This window comes from Bernardetia sp. ABR2-2B, from assembly GCF_037126435.1.
Lineage (GTDB): Bacteria > Bacteroidota > Bacteroidia > Cytophagales > Bernardetiaceae > Bernardetia.
On sequence record NZ_CP147020.1, the window covers coordinates 895,793 to 920,368 of the forward strand.

General features: G+C 32.3%; 19 protein-coding genes. 11 read left to right on the forward strand and 8 right to left on the reverse strand.

Annotated elements, in window-relative coordinates; genetic code table 11:
- Positions 1-164: 164 nt before the first annotated feature.
- The 3 genes from WAF17_RS03765 to WAF17_RS03775 all read left to right on the forward strand — a co-directional run bounded on the left by WAF17_RS03765 (position 165) and on the right by WAF17_RS03775 (position 2,452).
- The gene (locus WAF17_RS03765; RefSeq protein ID WP_338766437.1) at positions 165-1,025 is read left to right on the forward strand and encodes an Rpn family recombination-promoting nuclease/putative transposase; all 861 of its coding nucleotides are present in this window, start codon (positions 165-167) and stop codon (positions 1,023-1,025) included.
- Between the two features lie 3 nt (positions 1,026-1,028).
- A complete protein-coding gene (locus tag WAF17_RS03770) occupies positions 1,029-1,838 on the forward strand; it encodes an SGNH/GDSL hydrolase family protein (RefSeq protein ID WP_338766440.1) in 810 nt (269 codons plus the stop codon).
- Positions 1,839-1,990: 152 nt separating this feature from the next.
- Complete coding sequence (locus WAF17_RS03775) at positions 1,991-2,452, forward strand: PA2169 family four-helix-bundle protein (protein ID WP_338766442.1); 462 nt, start codon at positions 1,991-1,993, stop codon at positions 2,450-2,452.
- Between the two features lie 67 nt (positions 2,453-2,519).
- Here WAF17_RS03775 and WAF17_RS03780 read toward each other — a convergent pair whose 3' ends face one another.
- A complete protein-coding gene (locus tag WAF17_RS03780; RefSeq protein ID WP_338766444.1) occupies positions 2,520-3,938 on the reverse strand; it encodes a folylpolyglutamate synthase/dihydrofolate synthase family protein in 1,419 nt (472 codons plus the stop codon).
- A 207-nt stretch (positions 3,939-4,145) separates the two neighbouring features.
- Here WAF17_RS03780 and WAF17_RS03785 point away from each other — a divergent pair, with 207 nt between their 5' ends.
- Entirely contained in the window at positions 4,146-5,123 is a 978-nt protein-coding gene (locus WAF17_RS03785; protein WP_338766447.1) for a sterol desaturase family protein, read from the forward strand.
- A 127-nt stretch (positions 5,124-5,250) separates the two neighbouring features.
- Positions 5,251-5,910 (forward strand): pyridoxamine 5'-phosphate oxidase, encoded by a 660-nt coding sequence (pdxH, locus tag WAF17_RS03790; RefSeq protein WP_338766449.1) that lies wholly within the window; start codon positions 5,251-5,253, stop codon positions 5,908-5,910.
- Positions 5,911-5,985: 75 nt separating this feature from the next.
- On the opposite strand, the gene WAF17_RS03795 is transcribed toward pdxH, so the two are convergent.
- From WAF17_RS03795 to WAF17_RS03810, 4 genes are all read right to left on the reverse strand, one after another.
- Complete coding sequence (locus tag WAF17_RS03795; protein WP_338766451.1) at positions 5,986-6,450, reverse strand: hypothetical protein; 465 nt, start codon at positions 6,448-6,450, stop codon at positions 5,986-5,988.
- Positions 6,451-6,542: 92 nt separating this feature from the next.
- Positions 6,543-7,757 (reverse strand): ADP-forming succinate--CoA ligase subunit beta, encoded by a 1,215-nt coding sequence (sucC, locus tag WAF17_RS03800; protein ID WP_338766453.1) that lies wholly within the window; start codon positions 7,755-7,757, stop codon positions 6,543-6,545.
- A gap of 321 nt (positions 7,758-8,078) precedes the next feature.
- Positions 8,079-13,484, reverse strand: a complete 5,406-nt coding sequence (locus WAF17_RS03805) for a lamin tail domain-containing protein (RefSeq protein ID WP_338766455.1) — start codon at positions 13,482-13,484, stop codon at positions 8,079-8,081.
- 285 nt (positions 13,485-13,769) lie between these two features.
- Positions 13,770-15,089, reverse strand: coding sequence for an RsmD family RNA methyltransferase (locus tag WAF17_RS03810; RefSeq protein ID WP_338766458.1), 1,320 nt, complete (start codon positions 15,087-15,089; stop codon positions 13,770-13,772).
- Positions 15,090-15,262: 173 nt separating this feature from the next.
- On the opposite strand from WAF17_RS03810, the gene WAF17_RS03815 reads away from it, so the two are divergent.
- The 6 genes from WAF17_RS03815 to WAF17_RS03840 all read left to right on the forward strand — a co-directional run bounded on the left by WAF17_RS03815 (position 15,263) and on the right by WAF17_RS03840 (position 21,894).
- A complete protein-coding gene (locus WAF17_RS03815) occupies positions 15,263-15,835 on the forward strand; it encodes a hypothetical protein (RefSeq protein ID WP_338766460.1) in 573 nt (190 codons plus the stop codon).
- A 464-nt stretch (positions 15,836-16,299) separates the two neighbouring features.
- The gene (locus tag WAF17_RS03820; RefSeq protein WP_338766462.1) at positions 16,300-17,376 is read left to right on the forward strand and encodes an acyloxyacyl hydrolase; all 1,077 of its coding nucleotides are present in this window, start codon (positions 16,300-16,302) and stop codon (positions 17,374-17,376) included.
- Positions 17,377-17,593: 217 nt separating this feature from the next.
- Entirely contained in the window at positions 17,594-19,969 is a 2,376-nt protein-coding gene (locus WAF17_RS03825; RefSeq protein ID WP_338766464.1) for a TonB-dependent receptor, read from the forward strand.
- Positions 19,970-20,328: 359 nt separating this feature from the next.
- Positions 20,329-20,688, forward strand: coding sequence for a hypothetical protein (locus tag WAF17_RS03830; protein ID WP_338766466.1), 360 nt, complete (start codon positions 20,329-20,331; stop codon positions 20,686-20,688).
- A gap of 75 nt (positions 20,689-20,763) precedes the next feature.
- Positions 20,764-20,904: a hypothetical protein gene (locus WAF17_RS03835; protein WP_338766467.1), complete on the forward strand. Its 141-nt coding sequence runs from the start codon at positions 20,764-20,766 to the stop codon at positions 20,902-20,904.
- A 534-nt stretch (positions 20,905-21,438) separates the two neighbouring features.
- Positions 21,439-21,894, forward strand: a complete 456-nt coding sequence (locus WAF17_RS03840; RefSeq protein ID WP_338766469.1) for a hypothetical protein — start codon at positions 21,439-21,441, stop codon at positions 21,892-21,894.
- Positions 21,895-22,181: 287 nt separating this feature from the next.
- On the opposite strand, the gene WAF17_RS03845 is transcribed toward WAF17_RS03840, so the two are convergent.
- The 3 genes from WAF17_RS03845 to WAF17_RS03855 form a co-directional block, all read right to left on the reverse strand.
- Positions 22,182-23,447: a serine hydrolase domain-containing protein gene (locus tag WAF17_RS03845; RefSeq protein WP_338766471.1), complete on the reverse strand. Its 1,266-nt coding sequence runs from the start codon at positions 23,445-23,447 to the stop codon at positions 22,182-22,184.
- Between the two features lie 279 nt (positions 23,448-23,726).
- Positions 23,727-24,158, reverse strand: coding sequence for a hypothetical protein (locus WAF17_RS03850; protein WP_338766473.1), 432 nt, complete (start codon positions 24,156-24,158; stop codon positions 23,727-23,729).
- A 28-nt stretch (positions 24,159-24,186) separates the two neighbouring features.
- On the reverse strand, positions 24,187-24,576 hold the full coding sequence (locus tag WAF17_RS03855; protein WP_338766475.1) for an STAS/SEC14 domain-containing protein: 390 nt from the start codon (positions 24,574-24,576) through the stop codon (positions 24,187-24,189).

Genomic DNA, 24,576 nt, shown 5'->3' on the forward strand with positions numbered 1-24,576 from the left:
GAAGTTGTTTAAGAATACTCATTTTTCCTTAGAACTGTGTTTGCAAAACCAGTTCTAAGGAAAAATAACATAGCCTTTGTTGGTGTTTTAGCGTAGCGACACCAACAAATATATCCACAAAGCCCATTCTTAAACAACTTCTATGATAAAAATATAAAAATACAATGACTGAAAGATATATAAATCTGTTTACCGATTTTGGATTCAAAAAAATATTTGGAGAAGAAGCCAATAAAGATTTATTATTAGATTTTTTGAATCAGCTTTTTACAGAGCGAGGGAAAATTATAGATATTACTTTTCTAAAAAATGAAAAGTTGGGAAGAGGAGATATGGACAGAAAAGCAGTCTTTGACTTGTATTGCAAAAATGAAAAAGATGAGCGTTTTATTATAGAATTACAAAAAGCAAAACAGAATTATTTTAAAGATAGAAGTATTTATTATTCTACTTTTCCTATTCAAGAACAAGCACAGAGAGGAGAATGGGATTTCAAATTACAAGGCGTTTATACCATTTCAATAATGGATTTTATTTTTGATGATAAGAACGAAAATCAATTAAGACATGATGTTGCATTGATAGAAAAAAATACTAAAGAAGTTTTTTATGATAAACTAATTTTTATTTATTTAGAAATGCCTAAGTTTAATAAAACGATAGACGAATTAGAAACTCAGTTTGAAAAATGGCTTTTTTTACTCAAAAATTTGCATCGTTTAGATAGAATTCCAGACAAACTAAAAACAAAGCTATTCAAAAAGGTATTTGAAATTGCTGAAATTACAAAGTACAATGAACAAGAAAAATATGCATATCAAGACAGTTTGAAAGTATATAGAGATATGAAAAATGTAATTGATACGGCTGTAAATGAAGCTGTTGAAGAGGCTGTTGAAGAGGCTAAAAATCAAAGAAATATAGAAATGGCTAAAGACTTATTGGAACGTGGTATGTCTATTAAAGATATTTCTGAGCTTTCAAAGCTTTCAATAGCCGAAGTAGAAAAACTAAAAAACAATTAAACTATGACACTACAAACATCTTATAAAAACACAAAAATTATTCTTTCGGCACAAAAAACTATTTTAATAGGATTTACTTTCCTATTTATTCTATCGCTTTTTTCTTGCAAACCATCTCAAAAGACCACTTCTAAAAGCTCTGACACTTCATCAATTAATCCTGATTCAAAGGTTACTTATTTAGCTTTAGGAGACTCTTATACCATAGGAGAAAGCGTAAAGATAAGAGAACGTTATCCTATCCAATTAGCTGAAAGAATAGAGTTTTTATCAAAAAATAATGAAAATGAGCAAAGAATTTATTTTGAAGAACCTAAGATTATAGCCAAAACAGGCTGGACGTGTGAGGAACTTCTGACAGCTATTCGTTTGGAGGAACAAAAAAATGAGTTGAAACAAAAGTATGACATTGTTTCACTTCTTATCGGAGTGAATGACCAATACGATAAAGAAGACAGCTTAAAATACGAAGGACGTTTTGAAAAGTTATTACAAAAAGCAATTAGTTTGGCTGGAAAAAAGGCTTCAAACGTATTTGTGATTTCAATTCCTGATTATGGAATGACCGATTATGCAAAGAGCAAAAAAATGGACGAGCAAAAAATATCACAAGAAATTGATTATTATAATAGAATAAACAAGAAAATTGCCCTAAAATATAAAGTTACTTATTTTGATATTACTCCTATTTCTAGAAAAGCAATTTCTGATAAAAGTCTGATTGCAAAAGATGGTTTGCACCCATCGGCAGAAATGTATAAAGAATGGGTAGAGCTAATGGCAGATGATGTTTTGAGCATAATAAAAAACTAAAATTCAAATTATCTCAAACATTTTTTTGTTGAGTACGTTATTATAGTGTAATCTTCATACAAATAAATCTATTTTTTTATTGCTTTGAATATTACATTTTTATTACAATATTTTAAATAATATTATTTTTTTATCTAAATTTTTAATTCATTATGAATAACGACAAAACAAGAGAATATCTTAAAGACATTGCAGAATTATGTATTGATGGCGTACAAGGCTATAAAGATGCAGCCGAAAAAATTGATACTCCTTATTTGAAATCATTATTTACAACTTTTGCCAAAGAACGTGAAGGTATTCTTAATTCTATCAATCAAGAGTTGGCTACTTTGGGCGCACCTGCTGTAACGCAAGGTAGAACAGATGGAACTGCTTTAGGTTCTTTACATAAAATTTGGTTAGATTTTAAATCTGCATTATCTTCTGATAATACAGAATCAATTTTAGAAGAGTGTAAGCGTGGCGAACAATATATTTTAGATGAAATGGATGATGTTTTGAAAAACAAAACTGAAATGCCAATCTCATCTGCTCAAGTATTGCAAGATGCTCGTTATACGATTTGGAAAAGAATGGAAACTATCGAAAACGCAGAAGAAGTACAAAGCTAAGACTAGCTAGAACAAAAAGAAATTACAAATACTCTCACATTGGTTTGTGAGAGTATTTTTTTTGACTTTAAACTACTTCTGCTACTACAAAGGCACTTCCTCCCACATAAATAAAGTCATTTTGATTTGTATTTGAAGTAGCATCTTTTTTTGCATTTTCTAAAGCTACTTCAACACTTTCATAAGCTTTTCCTTCTAAGTCAAAACCTTTAGCTTTGTTTTTCAAAACACTTGTTTCTAAACCTCTAGGGACATTTGGCTTACAAAAATAAAAAACTACTTTTTGCTTAATTTTTCCTTGTAGTTCTTGTTTTAAGAGATTGAATATTTTATCCAAATCTTTGTCATTGACAGCTCCAAAAACAACTCTTAAAGTAGAATAATTTCCTTTTTCTAATTCAACTTTTAATTGAGTTATGATTTGATTTATTCCATCTTCGTTGTGAGCAATATCACAAATTATGAATGGCTTTTCATTTTTCTTATTTAGCCTGTACCAACGTCCTTTTAAACCTGTTTTTTGTGCTGCATATTTTAATCCTTCTACTAGATTTTCTTCTGTGAAAGTGAAATAAGACTTTTTTTGCTCTGCTCTTCGCTTTGATTTTGTAGTTTTGAGTTTCTCTAAAGCACAAATAACACCTGCTAAATTCTGTTTCTGATAAATTCCTTTCAAATCCAATTCTAAATCAGTATAAATATATTGATACTCTTTAGTTTCTAATTTTTCGTGATTTGTTATAGTAGAAATATCAAAATTATCTTTCTTCGAATCATTATTATAACTATAAATTGTCTGGCTTACTTCAAAAGTATCTGTCGCAAAGATAAGTTCAGCATTATTTTTTAGAGCAATCTGTTCGAAAATGCTTGTTGTTTCTTCTTGTTTCTGACTAATAATTACTGGCGTATTTGGCTTTATAATTCCTGCTTTTTCGGCTGTAATTTTATCTAAAGAATCTCCCAAAAACTGTTGATGGTCAAAACCAATATTTGTGATAACAGAAAGCAAAGGAGAAAGTACATTTGTAGCATCAAGTCGCCCTCCCATTCCAACCTCAATAATAGCAATATCTACTTTTTTATAGGCAAAATACTCAAATGCCATCGCAACAGTAACTTCAAAAAAGGAAGGCGAGATAGAAGTAATCGCATTTTTTATTTTTTCTACAAAATCAATGACAAAATCTTGTTCAACTTCTTGTCCATTTAACCTAATTCGCTCTGTGAAGTTTTTGAGATGAGGAGATGTATAAAGCCCTACATTATACCCTGCTGATTGAAGAACGGAAGCAATCATATGCGAAGTGCTACCTTTTCCATTTGTACCTGCTACATGGATAGAGTCAAATTTGTTTTCTGGATTTCCTAACTGGTCGCATAAGGTTTTGATATTATCTAAATCACTTCGATAAGCTGCTCCACCTACTCGTTGAAAAATAGGAAGTCTGGCAAAAAGATAATCTAAAGTTTCTTGATAGGTCATATATGATTATTTATAAAAATAAAATAAATTTAGACAGAAAAAATAAAATAAAGGTATAAAAAAATGATTTTAAAAAACTCTGAACATTATCTTTTTGAGAATACTTTAAAATAAGTAACTTTGTAAGAGTGGAAACATTACAACTATCAACTATCGGATTACTATTTACTCTGTAATTACCTCATTTTTTGTATAAACAACCCTTCTATGCTTTCTTTATATTCTTTTGTATTTTATCTAGCTGACCTAACACAAAAACCTATTTTTAATTTTGATAATTTAGAGATTTTCAATAATCAAATTAATGAACTAAACCTACCTCAAATCATTGTTTGGGCAGTTCCTGTTATGCTTTCTCTCGTTGCTCTTGAGTATTATTTAGAACGTAAAGATAAAAAAGAACACTCTACCGACCAACCTAATAGAAAGGCAACTTACAACAAACATACTTTTTTGCCTTCTGTTTTGATTGGTTTGGGCAACCTTATCTCTACGGCACTTGCTAAAGTTTTTACTTTTGGAGTTATTCTTTTCTTTTTTAGTATTTCGCCTCTTTATATTGAGCCGTCTTGGTGGTCATTTATCGTTTGTTTTGTGGTTTTAGATTTTTGTAGATATTGGGCGCATTATGTAGCACATCGTCAGCGTTTTTGGTGGGCTACTCACGTTACGCATCATTCATCAGAAGATTATAACTTTACGGTTTCGTTTCGTCTTTCTTGGGTTCAGCAATTAAAAGTTATCTTTTTTGTTCCTGTTGCTCTTTTGGGTTTTCACCCTCTGACTTTCTTTATTTGCCATCAAATAGCTGTTTTGAATCAGTTTTGGATTCATACTGAACAAATTCGAAAAATGCCAGTTTGGTTTGAATATATCTTTGTAACACCTTCCCATCATAGAGTTCATCACGGAACAAATGAACATTATTTAGACAAAAACTTTGGCTCTACTTTTATTATTTGGGACAGAATTTTTGGAACTTTCGAACCCGAAGGAGAAGAAGCTAGATATGGAATTACTGAACCAATTCATTCTAAAAACCCTGTTCGTTTGGTTTTTCATGAGTTTGTAGATATTGCAAAAGATTTGAGAAAAGTTCGTTCTCCCAAACAGGCTTTTAAAGTTCTTTTTAGCCCTCCAGGGACTTATGAACCTAAAAAAACTGATAATTCTGATACGTTATAATTTTATTCAACAACCCTAGGAACAATTACGAATTAAAAATTACGAATGTAATTATTTGAATATCAATAATTTGACATTTATAGTAGTTTATTTAATTCCTATTCCCTATTTATTTTTATTATAAAATATGGATTTAGAAAATCTACGTCAAAACTATTCTAAAGCAGAATTCGACATAAAAAATGCTTTAGAAAATCCTATTGAGCAATTTGAAAAGTGGTTTCAAGAAGCTCTAGATGCAGAACTTGCAGCAGAACCGAATGCTATGGTGCTTTCTACAATAGGAAAAAATAATCGTCCTTCGGCTCGTGTTGTTCTTCTGAAAAGCATAGATGAAGGTTTTGTTTTTTATACTAATTATGAAAGCAGAAAAGGCGAAAACTTAGAAAACAATCCGTATGCAAGTCTTACTTTTTTTTGGGCAGAATTAGAAAGACAAGTTCGTATAGAAGGAAAAGTGGAGAAAATTAGTCCTAAGAAATCTTCTGAATACTTCGAAAGTCGTCCTATCAAAAGTCAGATTGGAGCAATTGCTTCTCCTCAAAGTCGCATTTTGAATAATAGAGAAGAATTAGAAACATTATTTCATTCTATTGAAAAAAATTATGAAGAAACTAACTTTATAGAAAGACCCGAAAACTGGGGTGGTTATCGTTTAATACCTGATTATGTTGAGTTTTGGCAAGGAAGAAGAAGTCGTTTGCATGACAGAATTACTTATCTTTTGAAAGAAAATGGAGATGAGAAATATGGTTCTCTTTGGGAGATTGTTCGTCTTGCTCCTTAATAACATATAAAACCCTTTCAATATTAGAAAAAAATGATTGAAAGGGTTTTATTATCTGATGTTAAAGCAAACTAGCTAAAATAAGACAGTTTTTATTTTGATATAAAGAACCCTTATAATATTAGTTCCTCCAAAAAATATAAAAAAAAACCACATAAAAATGAGTACATATTCTTTATCATGGTTAATAGGAAGGAACATATCTTTATCTGGGCTATAAAGTACCATTACAGAGTCTCCAATATCATATGGTACGCCATACTTTCCCCAATGGTACACTTTATCTTGATACTCTATACTACTGATGGTCATCTTATTTCTGTATTCTTTGTCTATTAACACTGCCTTTACCTCTATTCCATTTTCTAAAATATATTCATTATCTAAATAGTCATTAACTGTAAAGAAAGAAAACAACAAACCCATAAAGAGACTTATAATATAACTACTTGTAATTATCAAGTTATCCTCTTTAGGAAAAAGAGTGTTTATTATACTTTTATACAGGTTTTTCCAATATTGTTTTTTTATAATTTTCATTTGCTTAAACGGTCATCTCTATAAAAAAATTCCTTTTACCACTCTAAAAAGAATAATAAAAGGAATTTTTGTACTAATTAAAAGTCTGCTTATTAGTTAGCCAAAACTTCTTTTACTCTGTCAGCAGCTTCTTTCAAAACAATTGCTGAAATTACATTTAAGCCAGATTCTTTGATAATCTTTGCACCTTCTTCTGCGTTCGTTCCTTGAAGACGAACAATAATAGGCACATTGATTTCTCCAATATTTTTATAGGCTTCTACTACTCCATTTGCAACTCTATCACAACGAACAATTCCACCAAAAATATTAATCAAAATTGCTTTTACATTTGGATCTTTCAAGATGATACGGAAACCTTTTTCTACCGTTTCAGCAGAAGCTCCACCTCCAACATCTAGGAAGTTTGCAGGTTCTCCACCAGCAAGTTTAATCATATCCATTGTAGCCATCGCAAGACCAGCACCATTAACCATACAACCAACGTTTCCGTCAAGTTTTACGTAATTTAAGCCAAATTTACTTGCTTCTACTTCTAATGGAGATTCTTCAGACTCATCTCTAAGTTCTGCCAATTCTTTATGACGATAAAAGGCATTATCATCCAAGTTAATTTTTGAATCTACTGCCAAAACTCTGTTATCAGATGTTTTGAAAGCAGGATTTATTTCTACTTGAGAAGCATCAATTCCGATATAGGCAGCATACAAAGACTTGATGAACTTAGTCATTTCTTTGAGAGCTTTTCCTTCTAAGCCCAAAGCAAATGCTACTTTTTGCGCTTGGAAGCTTTGTAAACCTAATTTTGGATCAATCCATTCTTTAATAATTTTTTCTGGGTGGCTTTCTGCTACCTCTTCAATATCAACACCACCTTCTTGAGATGCCATAATTACATTACAGTTTTTGTCTCTGTCTAAAAGAACAGCTACATAAAACTCTTTAATTTCTGATTCGCCTTTGTAATATACATCTTGCGCTAACAAAACTTTATTTACTTTTTTGCCTTCTTCGCCTGTTTGGTGAGTTACAAGTACGTTTCCTAAAAGTTGTTTTGCTTTTTCAGCAGCATCTTCTGGAGATTTTCCTAGCATTACGCCATTATAATCTGTACCTACTACTTTTCCTTTTCCACGTCCACCTGCGTGAATTTGTGCTTTTACAACAATCCAGTCTGTACCAGTTTGTTCTCTAAGTTGTTTGGAAGCATCAGCAGCCTTTGCAGCAGAATCAACTACGATTCCTTCTTGAATGGCAACTCCGTATTTTTTGAGTAGTTCTTTACCTTGATACTCGTGAATGTTCATATAAAAAATGAGGGTAAAATGAAAAACTTGTTTAATTTTGATTAAAATTACAATGAAAAGAGTAGAATAACAAACCAATTTAAGATTTAGAAGATAGAATCTAAGGAATAATTACGACTTGTTGAAAGCAGCGAAGCTAATTAAAGATTATGAATTACAAATATAATTAATTGAACACCAAAAACTTACTACTTATAAACGAGTAGTTTGTTTAATTTCTGCTCCTAAAATTAAATTGTAGAGTTTAAAATTATCATAAAAAAACCTTCACTCAAAGAGTAAAGGTTTTTGCTGTAATTGTTTATTTTATTTGTTTAGAAGTTATTCAATGATAATTTTCTTAATAACAGTTCCTTGTTCTGTGTCAATAGTAAGAGCATACATTCCTGCTGCATATTGACTCAAATCAATTGTTTGAAGTGCTGAAGTTTCATTTGCTTTTATAGTTTTGCTCTCCAAAACACGACCGATATTATCTGTAACCGTAAAAGTAACATCAGAAACAATTGAGCTAGAAAGTTGAACTCTGAAAATACCTGTATTACTTGGATTTGGATAAACAATTGTTTCTACATCAATTATTTCTTCTTCTCCTGTAACAACATCAGGCACTTTGTAATATGCTGTACGAGTAGTATTTTCACAACCTGTATCAAATGTAACACGAGCAGAGTAATAACCTGTTACATCTGGCGTAAAGCTCATTTGACCTTCAAGAGCTGTGTTTTCCTCGTTATCTAAGAACCAAACTACATTTGTAATTGGAGTAATAGATTCTACTGATAAAACATCATCATTTATACGTAAATAAACTGGCTCTAAAGCGATACGCTTAATAGTAACTGATTCAGAAGAACGAACTGTACAATTATTTTTAGAAACCTGTACGCTATATTCTCCTTGGTTAGAAGTTGTATATTCAGCTCCCATAACATTAACACTTCTACCATTACGCATCCACGTATAAGTAACATCTGTTTCTGGGTTTTCTACGCTTAGAGTTACTTCTTCAGTTGGGCAGAAATCAGTTTTAGAAGCCAAAACAGTAACGTTTGAATTAAATGTAGTAATTTCTACTGTAATTTCGTCGGTAGCAGTACAGCCATTTTGAGTTACTCTCAATGTATAATTTCCAGATTCAGAAACTGAAACAGAAGCTGTATTTCCAAGCACGACATTATTACTAACCCACTCGTAAGTTGCATCAGTTCCTGCATCTTTTGCAGTAAGCAGAACAGAATCATTACAAGCACGAACTAATGTACCTTGATTAATCTCTGCTAAAGGCACAAAGTTTAAACGAACAGAAGTAAAACCTGATGTAGTAGAACAACCATTTAAAGTTACTCTTACTTGATAATTACCAGAACGAGTTACTTCAAAAGAAGAAGCAGTAGTAGTTTCAAGAGAAGTACCGTTTAATAACCAAGTGTAAGTAGCTCCTGTTACTTCTTCTGCTGTAAGAGTTGCAGTAGCAGCACAAGAGAAAATACTTTCTTCAAGGATATTTGCAGTAGGTAAAGCATTTACAACTACTTCAATTGCAGTACGCTCACTTTCCAAACCATTACTAAGTACACTTACATAGAAAGTAGTTGTTTGAGTAAGGACAGGAGTAACAATTTCATTATTATCTATTTCAAACAATGGAGTTGTTGAGATAGAATCTGAATAAATACGATATACTACACCTGTGGAGCTTACGTTCATAATTCCTGTACTTCCTGCACAAGCGTTTATTACAGAAATTACAGAAGGTGCTGTAGGGAAAGTACGTGCATTTGTTTGTATTGGGTCAGACTGAACATTACCATTTGTAGCTACAAGCTTATAACTATAAAACGTATCAGCATTTAAGCCTGTATCTTCAAAAGAAGCGACATTTCCTAATGTAGCCACTACTACATTATCTCTGTAAAGAACATAACCTGCTGCACCTGTTACGGCAGTCCAAGTAAGATTTATTTGAGAAGTAGAAATAGCTATTGCATCAAAATTGGTTGGTGTGCCTACCGAGGTAGTTCCACCACCACCACCTGTAGTAGTAGCAACAGTTGTAAAATTCCAGTTTCCAGCAACAAGACCAGCAAAATCAGCACCTGTACCAGCTTCTTCTACTGCACCAGCATCAATAAGAACATCATAGCTTGTGTTATTTAATAAATTAGCTGTCAAATCTATACTTAACTCATCATTTGATATAGTAACTGTTGCATCAGCATTACCAGCGATAGGAAATGTAAGTGGTGTCGTTCCGTCAGTAACTGTAATATTTCCTGTTCCTGCTTGTATATTTCTATCAAAAGTAACTACAAGATCTGTTGTAATAGCTACGTTTGTAGCATCATCTACTGGAGAAAGTGTAACCACAGTTGGAGGAGTTGGAGGTAAAGCTAACGTAGTTGCATTTGCAAACACCCATTCAGAGAAATTACTTGCAGATTCTTCAGCACGAACACGGAAGAAATACTGTGTACTTGCATTCAGACCTGTAACAACAGCATTAATGCTATTAGTTGCAAAAGGAGAGCCTGTAATAGCTGTCCACCCTGTTGTACCATCTAAAGACATTTCTACTACATAACTGTTTTCTATATTTGTGCTATCTGTCCAGTCTAATGTAATTTGGCTACTACTATTTGCAGTTGCTACAAAATTACAAGAAGCAATAGGAACAATTTCGAAACGAGCAGACACTAAGAAGTGGTCTGAAACTGTACTTGTATAATCTCCGTCATAAAACTCATAACCAACACTTACAGAGTTAGGAATATAACCAGAGGCTAATTCATTAGAAGCTGTAATATGGTCAATCATATTTTCACGGAAAACATACGAACGACGACCTGCCAAGCTCAATGCTTCTGAAACAATTGTATAATCAGTAGGGCGAGTAGTAAAAGCATCAAAAGAAGTAAGTGTAGAAGGAATATCAGCGACTGTAACATCTACATCATCATTATAATCTCCTGCTAAAATGATTTTCTTACCAATAAGCATACTATTATTACGGATAGAATCTTCCAAGACAGTTACATCATAACGGCGCATATCATATCTTCCTTGAGCATCTGAAGAACTATTTGCACGTCCATGAATAACAATAAAATCAACTTCTTCACTAGAACCATTTAGGGTAACATTTGCACGCATCCAAAATGGCAAACGACCACTTGCCCAAAGTCTATCTCTATCAGCAGGATAACCTGTAAGAGCAGAGTCATCTCCACCATTATAACTTGGGTGAATGCTTTGAAGCATTGCATAACTAAAAATTGGGTCAATTACATTAGACTTATACAAAAATCCTACTCTTTGTTGTGTTCCATTTAGAGGAGGATTAGAAACAAAATCTGAGAATAAAATATCCCATGTATCAGCAGTCTCGGCAGTAAGTTCATTAGCCAATTGTTGCATAAGAGGAATATCTACAATCTCTACTAGTGTATAAATATCAGCATTATTTGCTTTGATAATTACTTTTACACTATCTTTTTGCTCTGCATCCGAACTAGCAGGACTATTACCACTATCTCCAAACCACTCAATATTAAAAGCAGAAACTTCTAATGTTTTAGCTCCAGAAATACAAGAAGTAAATGTAGAAGCTGTAGAAGATACATAAGGAGTTGCACAAGGCAAGTCTGTTCTAAAGCGAGGTAATAATTGTGGTGCTGTTTGGAAATATCCTACTACACCTGTTACATCACAAGTAGTTGGTTGTGTATAATTTACATCTCCAGCTAAGTCAGTATCAACATCAATACGAACAGCTCCAGAGTTTGCACCATTAGTTACTGTATAATTTGAATTACCAAAAAGCAAATCTCCTGGTTGTGGAAAGTCTGCATTTGAAATAGTTATTAATTCCCCTCTATGAGCATCAAGTTGGTCAAGTGTAATTACTTGAGGAGTAACTGGAGTACCAGCCCCCAAATCAGTTACAGAAGTAACATTACCAAGTTGAATTTGATTTTGGAAGCTAGAACGAGTAGCTTGTATTCTAAGGCTTTGTCCAATTGGATATGTTCCATCATGGAGACCAGAACCATTATCAAAAACGGCAATACCACCTGTTGCATCTTGTATAAATGCAGGACCTCCAAATTGGTCAGCAGCAGTCAAAACACCTTCAATCACTACAATTTCTCCATCAGGACGAGTACGAGCTACTGCAATAGTAATAAGAGATGGAGGTACACTTCCTGTTACAGCTACATTTTGAGTAGTAGCTCCTGTACTTGCATTTGTAATATCTCCACTATGCGAAGTACCTGCAGTTGGATTATAACGAACGAAAATATCTACGTTACCTGCATTTGCATCAGCAAAAGGAATAGTTACACTACCTGCAAAACCTGCTGCAGTAGTACGTGAAACTTCAAAATTAGCTGGTGCAGTAACTGTAATATCAGTAGTAAGGCTAGTACCACTTACTTGATAAGACTGTTCAGCAGAAGGCACATTAAGAGCAGTAGTTGTAAATGCTGTTAGTGGTGTGCCTGTAATTGTGATTGTAGCTGTTGGAGCTGTTGGACAATGCTCACCTAATCCATCAAAAGTATCTCGTGGAAAGACAACCCAATCTATAGGAGTATAAGCATCTGTTTCGTCAGTATCACCAAATGTTACAGCACAATCACGACGAAGTGTAAATTCATTAGTAGCACCAGTGCCTACAGTCCAGCCACTCCCAGGATCTACTCCTAGCTGTCCAATAGCATCTATAACTGTACCTGACTCCTTTAATAAAAGAACGTCGTCTCCATTAAAAAAAGTAATATTACTTGTAATATCTGCAGCTCCTGTTACAGCAGCATCTGCTCCAGCGTTTGCTATTACATAAGTAGCACCTGCAGCAAGAGTTCCTGTCAAATCTAAAGAATTTTGAATAGTAGTGTTACCATTTGTATAAAGTTCTATTCTGTAATCTGTTAAATCTACTGATGCCCCAGTAGGATTGTAAAGCTCAAGAGCTTTATTACTACTAGAACCTTCTATATACTCTGAAAAGAATAAAGTAGAAGGAGTGGATGAGGTAACAGAAACATTATCCAACGCAAACTCATCTCTACTACCACTACCAGTTTCATCATCTCCAGTCCATCTAATATAAAGATAATCTCCATTAGCAATAGAAAGCCCTGTTATAGTAGTTGTTCTTGCTACTGTTTGCCAACCTAGTCCATCTGAACCAGCAGGAGATATAAAATCTAAGGCTGTTACGTCTGTATATGCAACATCATCAGAAGAGTATGAAAAATTAAATGAATTTGCACGAGCTTGGTCGTTGTTATAATAAACATCATAAGAAACATCTACCGAAGTAAGAACTGCTCCTGTATTGTTTTGCACTCTCGCTACAAACGTCCCTGGTGTAAAATCACTTCCTCCAGGCTGTACTCCTAATGTGTAATTTTCGTTAGGAGTATCTATATCAAAAGAATAAATACCTCCCGTACCTTCTGTGCCTGTAGAAGCTCCTCTAGCAAAATCTCCTGAAGTTGGAGAAGTATCTCCAAAAGCAATTTCATTTGGTGCGCTTGATAAACCTGTAACTTTCCACACATCTGAATCTAACTGACCTGCAGCTGGAGTAGGCGCAAAACCTGCTCCTCTAAAGGCATTGAAGTTTTCTGTAAATGGAATTTGTGCATAAGCTTGACTACTTATTCCTACGAAAAGAAATAAGACAAGTGTTAGCTTTTTTAGTAATGCTAATTGCATAAAATGTAATGTTAATAAATTATGAATAAAATATAAAGAGGGAATGAGCAATACTGTATAAGAATTTTCTTTGTCAAAAAATAGTGCTTAGAATTAAGGGGAAAGCATCTAAATAAGCTCTCTAAGCAGAATTTTAAGCGAAATATTGCTCACTCTTATTATTTACAAAATTAACTGCCTTATATTACTTGAATATTAACAAACGAAGGATATTTGATGGAGTGTAAGAAAACTAGCACTTTAATTTGGTCTAGCTATTTTTCAAAAACAAATTATGACAATAATTTAAGACTTTATCTTCTCACACAGAATCACAATTTTCTCATCTTTAGATTTTGAAGTAAACGTCGTAAAAAAAAGAAATTGATTGTCTCCCTCTGAAATAGAAAATTGTTTTCTTAATTCTTTTACTGACATAGGAAAATTACGAACAACGACATTAAACCCTGCCTTACCAAATTTTCTTTTAACTTCTTTCTTAGAAAAAGAAACTACTTCTGCTATTTTAAATATTTTACCTACAAAATTTTCTTTTCGCTCTTGTGAGACATAAAGATGTGTATTGATTGAGAGTTTGTTCAACTCATATTTTTTGGTAATGCTCTTAAATGCTCCTGCTTTCATGAGAGCTGCACTAGGTTCATACAGATAGCCTTGAATTTCATTTTTTTTGTTATAATCTATCAAAACTTCTTTTTCTTGAAGTAAAGAAAATTCAAAACTCTCAATTTGAATTTCTTGATAATTTTGGATTTTTAGATTTTTGGAGTGTAAGTTTATGGCACTTATTTTTATTTTTTCGTTATCAAAGCTTTTTTGAGAGCTATCCAACTGATATAGAACTTCTTTACATTCATTTTGGAGTGCCACAACCACTACTTTTTCTATATTTGTCAGCCTATTCAATACTAACTGAATATCTAATAAAGGTGCTGTTTTGAGAAGCCACTTTGCTCCTACTTTCTTAAATACTTCCCATACTTCAACCATATTTGGCTGACAATCTTCCAATAAAAATACTTTTTTTTGTATGTTATCTCTACGAGCAGGGTCAAGATAAATCCAATCAAAAACTGTATTGTTATTTCTAGCTTCTTCTAAAAAAACTTCTGAATTATTACAAATAACTTCAATGTTTTCTGCTCCTAGTTTCTCAAAATTGTGTTTTGCTATACTTGCCAAAAGTTCATTTTGCTCTATATAAATCACTTTTCCTACTATCTTAGAAAAATAAAAACTATCAACTCCCATTCCTCCTGTCAAATCTACAAGGGTTTGATTTTCTAAATTTATTGTAGAATCACTATTCAATAAATCTGCTTTATAGTTTGCTGTAATTTCAGAAGAAGCTTGTTCGATGGACAAAGAAGGAGGAAAAATAACTTTATCAGAGTCATACCAAAGAGATAACTTTGACTTTGACTTTTGAAGTGATTTTATTTGATTTCCTATTTCTATTCGTAACTCTTGATACTCTTTTGGAAGATTAAGAAGCGTTTGAGTAATTTCTTTATGCTTATGTAACTCTATAAAATTTTGAATATCAGTTTCTAATAACCTGTGATAGTTTGGGTAGTTTTCTGATAGTGATAAACGAGTTTGCATAAATTATAGAGTTGAATGAATAAGATTACAAAAATACATCAAATCAGTTTTCTATTCAAGAAAAACATTTGCAACAGAGTTGCATTTATAAAAAAATGATTCTATATTTGTTTTTTAATTTTGCAACAGAGTTGCATTTACATTGATTTTAAACTCAAATTTTTTACGGTATTATGATCTTATCAAAAAGCACATTTTCATTTCTTATCTTATTTTTCTCTTCTCTAGTCTTGTTTTCTTCTTGTACAGACGATGAAGACCCAGAAATTCCTAATGAGGAAGAGTTAATTACGACACTTACTTATACTCTTGTTCCTGAAGGTGGAGGAAGTAATGTTGTTTTATCATTTCAAGATTTAGATGGTGATGGTGGAACAGCTCCTGTTATTTCTGGAGGAACACTTATGGCAAATACAGTTTATAATGGTTCTATTGATTTATTGAATGAAGCAGAAACACCTGCTGAAAGTATTACAGCAGAAATTGAAGAAGAAGATGATGAGCATCAGTTTTTCTTTGCAACCACAGGTGGCTTAAACGCTACAGTAGCTTATGCTGATACAGATGGAACAAACCCAGTGGGTTTGAAAACAACGGTAACAACAACAGATGCTTCACAAGGCAAGCTTCGTGTTACTTTACGTCACGAACCTGCAAAAGATGCAGCAGGTGTATCTGACGGAGACATTACAAACGCAGGAGGAGAAACAGATATTGAAGTAGAATTTGATGTAACGATTGAATAAATAAACAATATATTTAGACAGACTTAAATCTTGTCTTATATTTTTAAAGTTAGATTTTTAGAAATTTTGTTTCTAAAAATCTAACTTTTTTTGTCTCTTTCTCTAAGGAACAATTACGAATTAAAGATTACGAATTAAACTTCTGACTACTAGTTAATTATATAATTAAAAGTGTCAATTTATTTAATTTCTATTCCTAAGCTAATACAAAAGTTGTTTAAGAATGTAATTTTTTCCATAGAATTGTGCTTACAAACCCAATTCTATGGAAAAATAACTCAGCCTTTGTTGGTGTTTTAGCGTAGCGACACCAACAAATAAACATACAAAACATATTCTTAAACAACTTCACAAATTAAAATACCAAATACATATAATTCACTTAACAAATGAGAGCTATTTCATTCTTATTAAGTAGAGCAGGAAAAATTACCTAAGATAAAATAACTATTTTCGTGATTACTATGAAAACAATACTTTTAACCTTTGTACTCATTTGTTTGTCTTGTCATTTACTCTATTCTCAAACAGATAGTTATTTTATTGGTGCAAAAACTCATTATGGTTATATTATTCCACATTCGGAAGAATTAAATAAATTTTCAAAAAAAAATCCTTTCGGCATTCAGATAGAGTTCAGTACCCTAAAAACAAGTGATGAAGCTTGGCAAACCTGTACTTGTTACGGAAGAAGTGGACTTTCATTAGCATATTTTAATTACAGAGATAAAAGACTGGGTAGTTCTACTAATCTTATGTATTTTGTAGAACCCTATTTGGCTTGGAAACATAAGTTCAAATTATCTTTAAGAGCAGCCATAGGGGTTTCTTATCTCACACAAGTCTATGATTCTATAAATAACTCTGAAAATACTTTTTTTAGTAGTCCAATTAGTTTTTACTTAGGAGTAGGATTAAATGGAAATTATCATCTGAATAAAAATTATGCTTTAAATATAGGAATAAACTATCAGCACATTTCGAATGGAGGTATAAGGAAACCAAACCTTGGAATGAACTTTCCTACACTCTCTTTAGGGATTGATAGAACAATTGATTTTCCTACGCTAGAAAAAAAACCAAAAGAGTTTTTTGAATATGATAAAAAGGTAAAAACCTACTTGCTACTAAATGGTAGTAGAGCAACAGCAAAGAATGAGAATGGAAAAGATATAAATTACCCAATCTTAGGTCTTTCGACAGGGTTATTGAAGCCTCTATCAAAAATAAATGGTGTAAATACTGGTATAGAAATTCATTATAATTTTGCTTATAGACAAGAACTTCAAAACCAAGACAATAAACAATCTGCTTTTGTAGGAGGGCTTCAAATAGGACACCACTTTTCTTTAGGAAAAATTTATTTTCTACAACAAATTGGGATTTACACTTTTCGCCCAAAGGCTATTCAAACCAAATGGTTATATCAACGCTATTCATTATGGTATTCTATTTCTCAAAAATGGTTTGTTGGTTTTTCTCTACTTTCACACGGTCATATCGCAGATTATATTGATGTAAGTACAGGATTTATTTTTTAAAATTGATTGTATAGTTTTTCATAGAAAAATAACCCTCCTTTACGGTTGTAAAAATACATTCTTAAACAACTTCATTGCTACCCGTTACCTTTCATAGTCTTGCAAAAAAATAAAAAAAACAATTATCTAAAAATTTTGTTAGACTAATCTAACTTTTTATATTTGCACTACCATTTTTTTAAAACAGAATAATCAAACTCATAATTATCTTATTTTTATGCGAATACAGACTTTACTTTTCACATCATTTTTAGTGCTTATTTCTTTTTTTGCTTATTCTCAAAAAATATCTCCAAATTTTTCTAAAAACCAACTACAAGGAGAAATAAAAGGGAAAATAACTTTAGAAGGCTCAACTATCGGTTTTACAACTATTCAGATAAAAGAAAAGATAAATGATAAAATAATAGGAACAACAACAGACAAGAATGGAAACTATGAATTAAAACAAATTCCTTTCGGTAATTTTACTTTGATTGCTTCTTATTTGGGATTCGAAACGCAGAGTAAAATAGTTGTTTTGAATGAAGAAAACCCAGTTTTGGAAATTAATTTTGATTTGAAAGAATCAGTTTCAGAATTGAATCAAATTGTAGTTACGGCAACACGAACAGAAAAAAAACAAACGGATGCTGCCGTTATGGTAGATATTATTGATAGCAAAACACTTATCAATACGCAATCTTGTAATTTATCAGAAGGTCTGAAGTTTCAAGCAGGTTTGAGAGTAGAAACGGATTGCCAAACCTGTAATTATACACAGCTTCGAATGAATGGATTAGGTGGTGGATATTCACAAATTTTGATAAATGGTCGTCCTATTTTTAGTCCGTTGATGGGTTTGTATGGAATGGAACAACTGCCTGTAAATATGATTGAGCGCATTGAAGTGGTGCGTGGTGGTGGTTCAGTTTTGTACGGTTCTAGTGCGATTGGTGGCGTAGTGAACGTAATTACAAAACTTCCAAAAGAAAATAATTATGATTTGGCTTATACCTATCAAAATATAAATGGAGGAGCAAGTGATAATATCATTACAGGAAATGCAACTGTTTTGACAGAGAAAAAAAATGCAGGAGTTTCATTTTTTATCAATAACAGAAAGCGAGATTTTTATGACTACAACGGCGATAATTTTTCAGAATTAGCAAAACTAGAAAACAATTCTTTTGGTGCAAACCTGTTTTTTCGTCCTACTGATAATCAAAAATTAGAAGTCAGTTTTAGTAGTATCAATGAATATCGTTTTGGTGGAGAAATGACTGATAGAGCAGCACACCAAGCCTTACAAGCAGAAGAGCGAACACACAACGTTTTGGTAGGAAATATCGATTATCAAATCAATTTTAACGGTGGAAACTCGTCTTTGATTGCTTATTTGGCTACTCAAAACACAGATAGAAAACATTATACAGGAATTATTCCAGACCAAAATAATGATAATGAAACAGAAGCCTATCAAAATCACTTAGAAAATCCTCCTTACGGAACATCTGATAACACAACCTATCAAGCAGGTTTTCAATTAAATCATAATCTTTCTAACTTTTTGGGAACAAGTAATATCCTAACTTTCGGAACAGAGTACGTAACTGATGATGTTTTGGATGTCATTGAAGCCTACAATTATAAAATTGACCAAACGACACAAAATTTAGGTGTTTTTCTTCAAAGTGATTGGCAGATTACAAACAAATTAAACTTACTTTCAGGAATCAGAATGGATAATCATAATTTTGTAGAGAATCCTATTTTTAGTCCTCGTTTGTCTTTTTTGTATAAACTAAAGCCATCAATGCAGCTTCGTGCTACTTGGAGTACAGGTTTTCGTGCGCCACAGGCTTTTGATGCAGATATGCACATTGCTTTTGCAGGAGGAGGAGTTTCAAGAATTAGCTTGGCTGATAACCTAAAACAAGAGCGTTCGAATAGCTTTAGCACTTCACTTAATTATGACAAAGCTACTGATAATTTCATTGCAGGTTTTACGCTAGAAGGTTTTTATACAGATTTGAACAATGCTTTTTATTTAGCACCACTAGGAGAAGATGAGTTTGGAGAGCGTTTTGAAAAACGAAATGGACAAGGTGCAACTGTGCAAGGAATTACACTAGAAACACGAGCAAATTACAACAAAAAAGCGCAGTTAGAAGTAGGTTTTACATTACAAAAAAGTCTTTTTGATGAGCCAGTTGAGAATATTGAAGGCTTAGAACTTAAAAGAGAGTTTTTAAGAACGCCAAATGACTATGGTTTTGCAACGCTTTCAATTACACCAAATGAGCGTTTTTCTATGAATATGAATGTTGTTTATACAGGAAAAATGGAACTCATACATTTTGCAGGTGCGCCAGAACAAACCATAGATGAATATAAAACTTCTGATTCTTTTACAGAGTTTAGTTTTAGAGCGAGCTATGATTTTCCTTTGAAAAAAACAAGTTCAAAATTGCAGCTTTTTGGAGGAATAAAAAATATATTCAATGCCTACCAAGATGACTTTGATAGTGGAAAAAATAGAGATAGTAATTATGTATATGGAACGGCTGCTCCTCGTACTTTTTTTGTGGGAGTTAGATTGTCTAGTTTTTAGATGAGGTTCTAAAAATATTTAGTTAAGAAACGTTTTCGTATTGCTTATTTTATAGGTTTTGTAGTGTATATTTGTTGTTGGTCATCGTAACGGCAAGCCGAAACTAAAGACACAACAACGGCTTTGTGTGGCTTTGCAAATTGGAATACCAACAAGAAAACAGGTAGTTCAGACATCTTGTCTGAACATAAAAAAATAGTATTTTATCCTATACAACAGTCTGGAAGACTGTTATACAAAAATAACCGTGATAACCTTTAAAATATATGTATTTATATAAATTTTATGATAACATAGTATTCTTAAACTCTTTTATTTTACTTATAGTTACTATATTAATACTAATCATATTATTCATAGTGGCAAAAACAGATAAAAGATTTATCTATGCTATTGCTTTTATATCATTTTTTACCTTTATGTTTGGTTGGGAATCTTATAATTATTTATTGTATTATCATTATTTAAAAACAAATAATACTGAATTAGTGGAAGGTAGAATAGAAAAATTAACGAGAGAGTATTGGGATATAGAACGTGCAGCTCAAGAAAAAATTAAAGTAAAAAATATTACTTTTTCTTACTATAAGAATGATAACGGGTTTTATCCTAGTTATCATGCAGAATTACCTGATTCGGTTTTATATGAAGGTAAGTACGTTAAAATAAGGTATATAGTTCAAGGAGATAGAAACTTAATTTTAAGTATTGAAGAATGAGAGATTCCACAGTTGGGCTTAGAATGAAAAAATAAATTGTAGTTAAGCGTTGTCTAAGGACTACGATTTATCAGTATGGCAAATCCCTGCCGTTGTTGGTCTTTAGTTTCGGCTTGCCGTTACGATGACCAACAACAGAAATACGAACAGATGGAGAGAATCTATAAGCAAAATTATACTATTCAGAATATAAAAAATAATGGACAACCAAGATAAACTAACATCACTTTATTTACAACTAAGAGAGTTTGAAAAAAACAAATTATCCTTAGCTGAATTAAAAAAGAGTTTGACAAGAGAGACGCTTTCTTAATATTTCAAGAAGGAATTAAAAGACTTCAATAGATTCAAAAATACCACAATTACCGTAGTTAAGCGTTGTCTAAAGACTACGATTTATCAGTTCAGCAAACCTTAGATTTGCAAGTCAAGTAGGGTATTTTCAGATTTGCGAGTAGTGGTAATTTTGTATTTACTCGTTCGGCTGAGTCTTCTGAAAATTAGTCGTTAAGCGTTGTCTAAAGACTACGATTTATCAGTATGGCAAATCTTCAGATTTGCGAGTGGTGGCAGTTTTGTATTTACTTGACAACATAAATCTGAAGATTTATATAACTGATAGGTCTTAGTTACAAACTAAGCCCAACAAGGGGAATACAATTTTCTATAAGAAAGAAAATGGCAGAAGAAGACGTTTAAGTTCACAGGAAGTACAAAACTTAGGAATTGAACCAATAAATTAAATGATATATGAATGGAAAATATAGCCCTCAATGGAAAGAAATGAAGAGAAAATTTTCAGTCGATATGGAAATTTTCTCAAAAGTTGTCGATTTTATAGATTTGTTAATGAATAAAGGTTGGCATAGGAGAGTAAAAGCTGGAAAAGGTGTAGATAGAGTTCAACTTTATTTAGGTAGTTCTTGTATATCATTTGATTTTGGCAGATTAGCAAACTCTTTGAGAGTGAAAAAAGCACTAGAAAAAATGCTTTCAGATGACTCAAAGAGTACTGATCAAAAAATAAATATCGAGAAAGAACTTACTCGTGTAAATAATGTTCTCAAATCTAATATAGTAGATGTGAGGATTGAGCATGAGGGTAAGGTTTTTCCTAGAAAAGGTTTTATCGAGTTGCGTTATGATATTTATTCAGAAGATTTAGACAAAATATTAAATGATACTTTCCCCCCCAGTTGGGCTTAGAATGAAAAAATAAATTGTAGTTAAGCGTTGTCTAAAGACTACGATTTATCATTTCAGCAAATCTTAGATTTGCAAGACCAGTAGGTATTTTTGTATTTACTTGACCACATAAATCTGAAGATTTATATAACTGATAGGTCTTAGTTACAAACTAAGCCCAACAAGGGGAATATAAGTCACTCGGTAAAGCCAAGCGACGGCAATTTTTATAGCTCATTGTTAGTCTTTAATTTTGGCTTACCATTACGATGACCAACAACTGTATATCTATCCTATTTTTATATTCATTACTCTTGCTCAGAAACTTCTTCTTCTAAAACTTTCAGAATGCTCCATAGGTCGTTCAAAGTTTCCTCATAAACTGCCCCAATACTTCTATTGGTTCTAAAAGTAAAACCACAATTTGTTTTGCTATTGAAAAATAGAAATGTTACAATACCTGGGTCGCTTCCTGTATGTCCTACAAAATTCTTGGGAGCTACACCCATAAAAACACCCTCATCGTATTTTATATTCATAAATGGGTTCATATCACCAAAGTCTTGTTTTGCAATTTCCTTGATAAAAGGAGTATTAAAAAGTGTAGCATAGCTATTTTTAGAAAGTAACGAACTATTGCCATTATAGCCTTTTATCAATTCTTGTAGATACTTTGATAAATCTGTAGTGTTTGTAACTAATGCCCCTGCTGGATAATCCAAATTACGATATTCTGCATATACAGTATCTTTATTGAGGTATAATGTTGCTTCTGTTTGGTTCTCATCCCAAGAACTTGCATTCATTTCCAAAGGCTCTAAGATATATCTTTTAGTAAAATCTATAAATGACATACCTGTTGCTCGTTCCAAAACAACTGCTGCCAATGTAGCACCACCATTTGAATATAGAAAATTGCTACCTGGTTCTGCCTCTATAAATGTTTCACGACAACAAGTATCCTCTTCTGTATAAATCACTTTTTTCATAAACTCTGAAAGTGAAATACTTTTTTGTACAGGGTTGAAGTAGCTTTCTATTTTTATAGGTACTTTCGAATTGAGGTGTTTGTTGTTTCGAAAAGAATAACTATTTTCATCATAAAAATCAGTATCTGCAATAGTAGAAGTGTGATTTGCTAAATGACGAATTGTAATATCAGTAGTTGGAAAATAAGGATTCTTGACAGAGAAAGATAAATATTTATTGATAGGGTCGTCTAGCTTTAACTTGCCGAGTTCTTGTGCTTTTAGCAATGAAATACCAATGAGTGTTTTGGAAACCGAACCCGTAGAATGTTTTGTAGATAAAGTATATTTTTTCTTTGATTCTACATCAGCATAGCCAAATGCTTTTTGATAAAACACTTGATTATTATCTACAATAGAAACATCAAAACCGTGAAAGTTTCCTTTATCATAGATAGCTTGAAATTTGTTAGTCAGTGAATCTGTTTTAGAAGTTTTGTTGTAAGTAGTAGGTTTATTTTGGCAAGATAAACCCATAAAAAGCAAGGCAATAACAGAGAAGTATTTTAGCATTTCTAGTTTGATTATTTTTTCTATGTAAGTCATGTAAGTGTATAAAACACTCGCAAATACATAAAACAACTGCAAATATCAAAATAAAAGCTAAAATGAAAGGTTTTTGTAAAACCTAATTATTACCTTGGTTTCTGAAAACAACGCCATAATATCACTATGCAACATTTGATATTTCGTAAGCCAAAATTTCATCTACTTTGTTTCGTACCTCTTCTCCCTGCTGCATCTCGGCTGCACAAAAAAATAGGCTCTCGCTCGTTTTTAATGAGTGAGCAATATGTATTCGGCTTGTAGCTGTGGTTTTGTATTTTAATAAACTGTTTGTAACTCTTTTTCTCTTTCTTCTTCCAAAAGCTCATCTGCTTTTTGTCTTGCTTCTTCTTTACTGGCCACAATAAATACAGGACTGGCATAAGGTTTTATCATAAAAATTGCCTTCAAAATTGTTCGGTGTATAAAAGAAGGAGCTATAAAAATCGCTGCAATTGCCTTTTGAGCTGTACGTTCTTTGTTCTTTTCTAAGTATTTCCCCTGCATAATTCGATACTTTGCAGGAAGATAACTTGCCTTTGTCATATCCAATATAGAAATATAACGTTCTGATTGCGCTGCAATACTTTCCATTTCTTGCAAGTAGGCTGTAAAGTTTTCGTCGGTAGCTTTTATGCCAGTCAGCTCTACTTGTATGAGTGGTGGAAATTCTGAATAATCAAAAGTTCCATAAGGTGTTTGTTCTTCCATCTGTTTTTAGTTTTATGTGTGTATATTTTTATTTTTCCAGCAGCTTATTCATCCATTTCATTGCTTTTTCCTCACTCTCAAAAACCTCTACTTTGCTAGGATAAGAAATAATTAAGAAAATAGTCTTTGCAAATGTTCTCTGAAAAAAAGAAGGAGCAATTACTGCCAGTCCAATGGCTTTATTTTCAATCTGTTCTTTATGCTTTTTTATATCTTCTGCTTGTAGTGTTCGATATTTTGTTTGTACGTATTCTACTTTTGAAATATCATATATCATTCCATACCTCTCCCATTCAAATGCTTTGTGCGATGACTTTTTATATTCTTCAAAATTCTCATCATCAAAATCATTGCCTGTAAAACTTACATAAACAAAGGGTTTTTCAAATTGAAAAGTAGCAATAGGTAGAGAACTCAT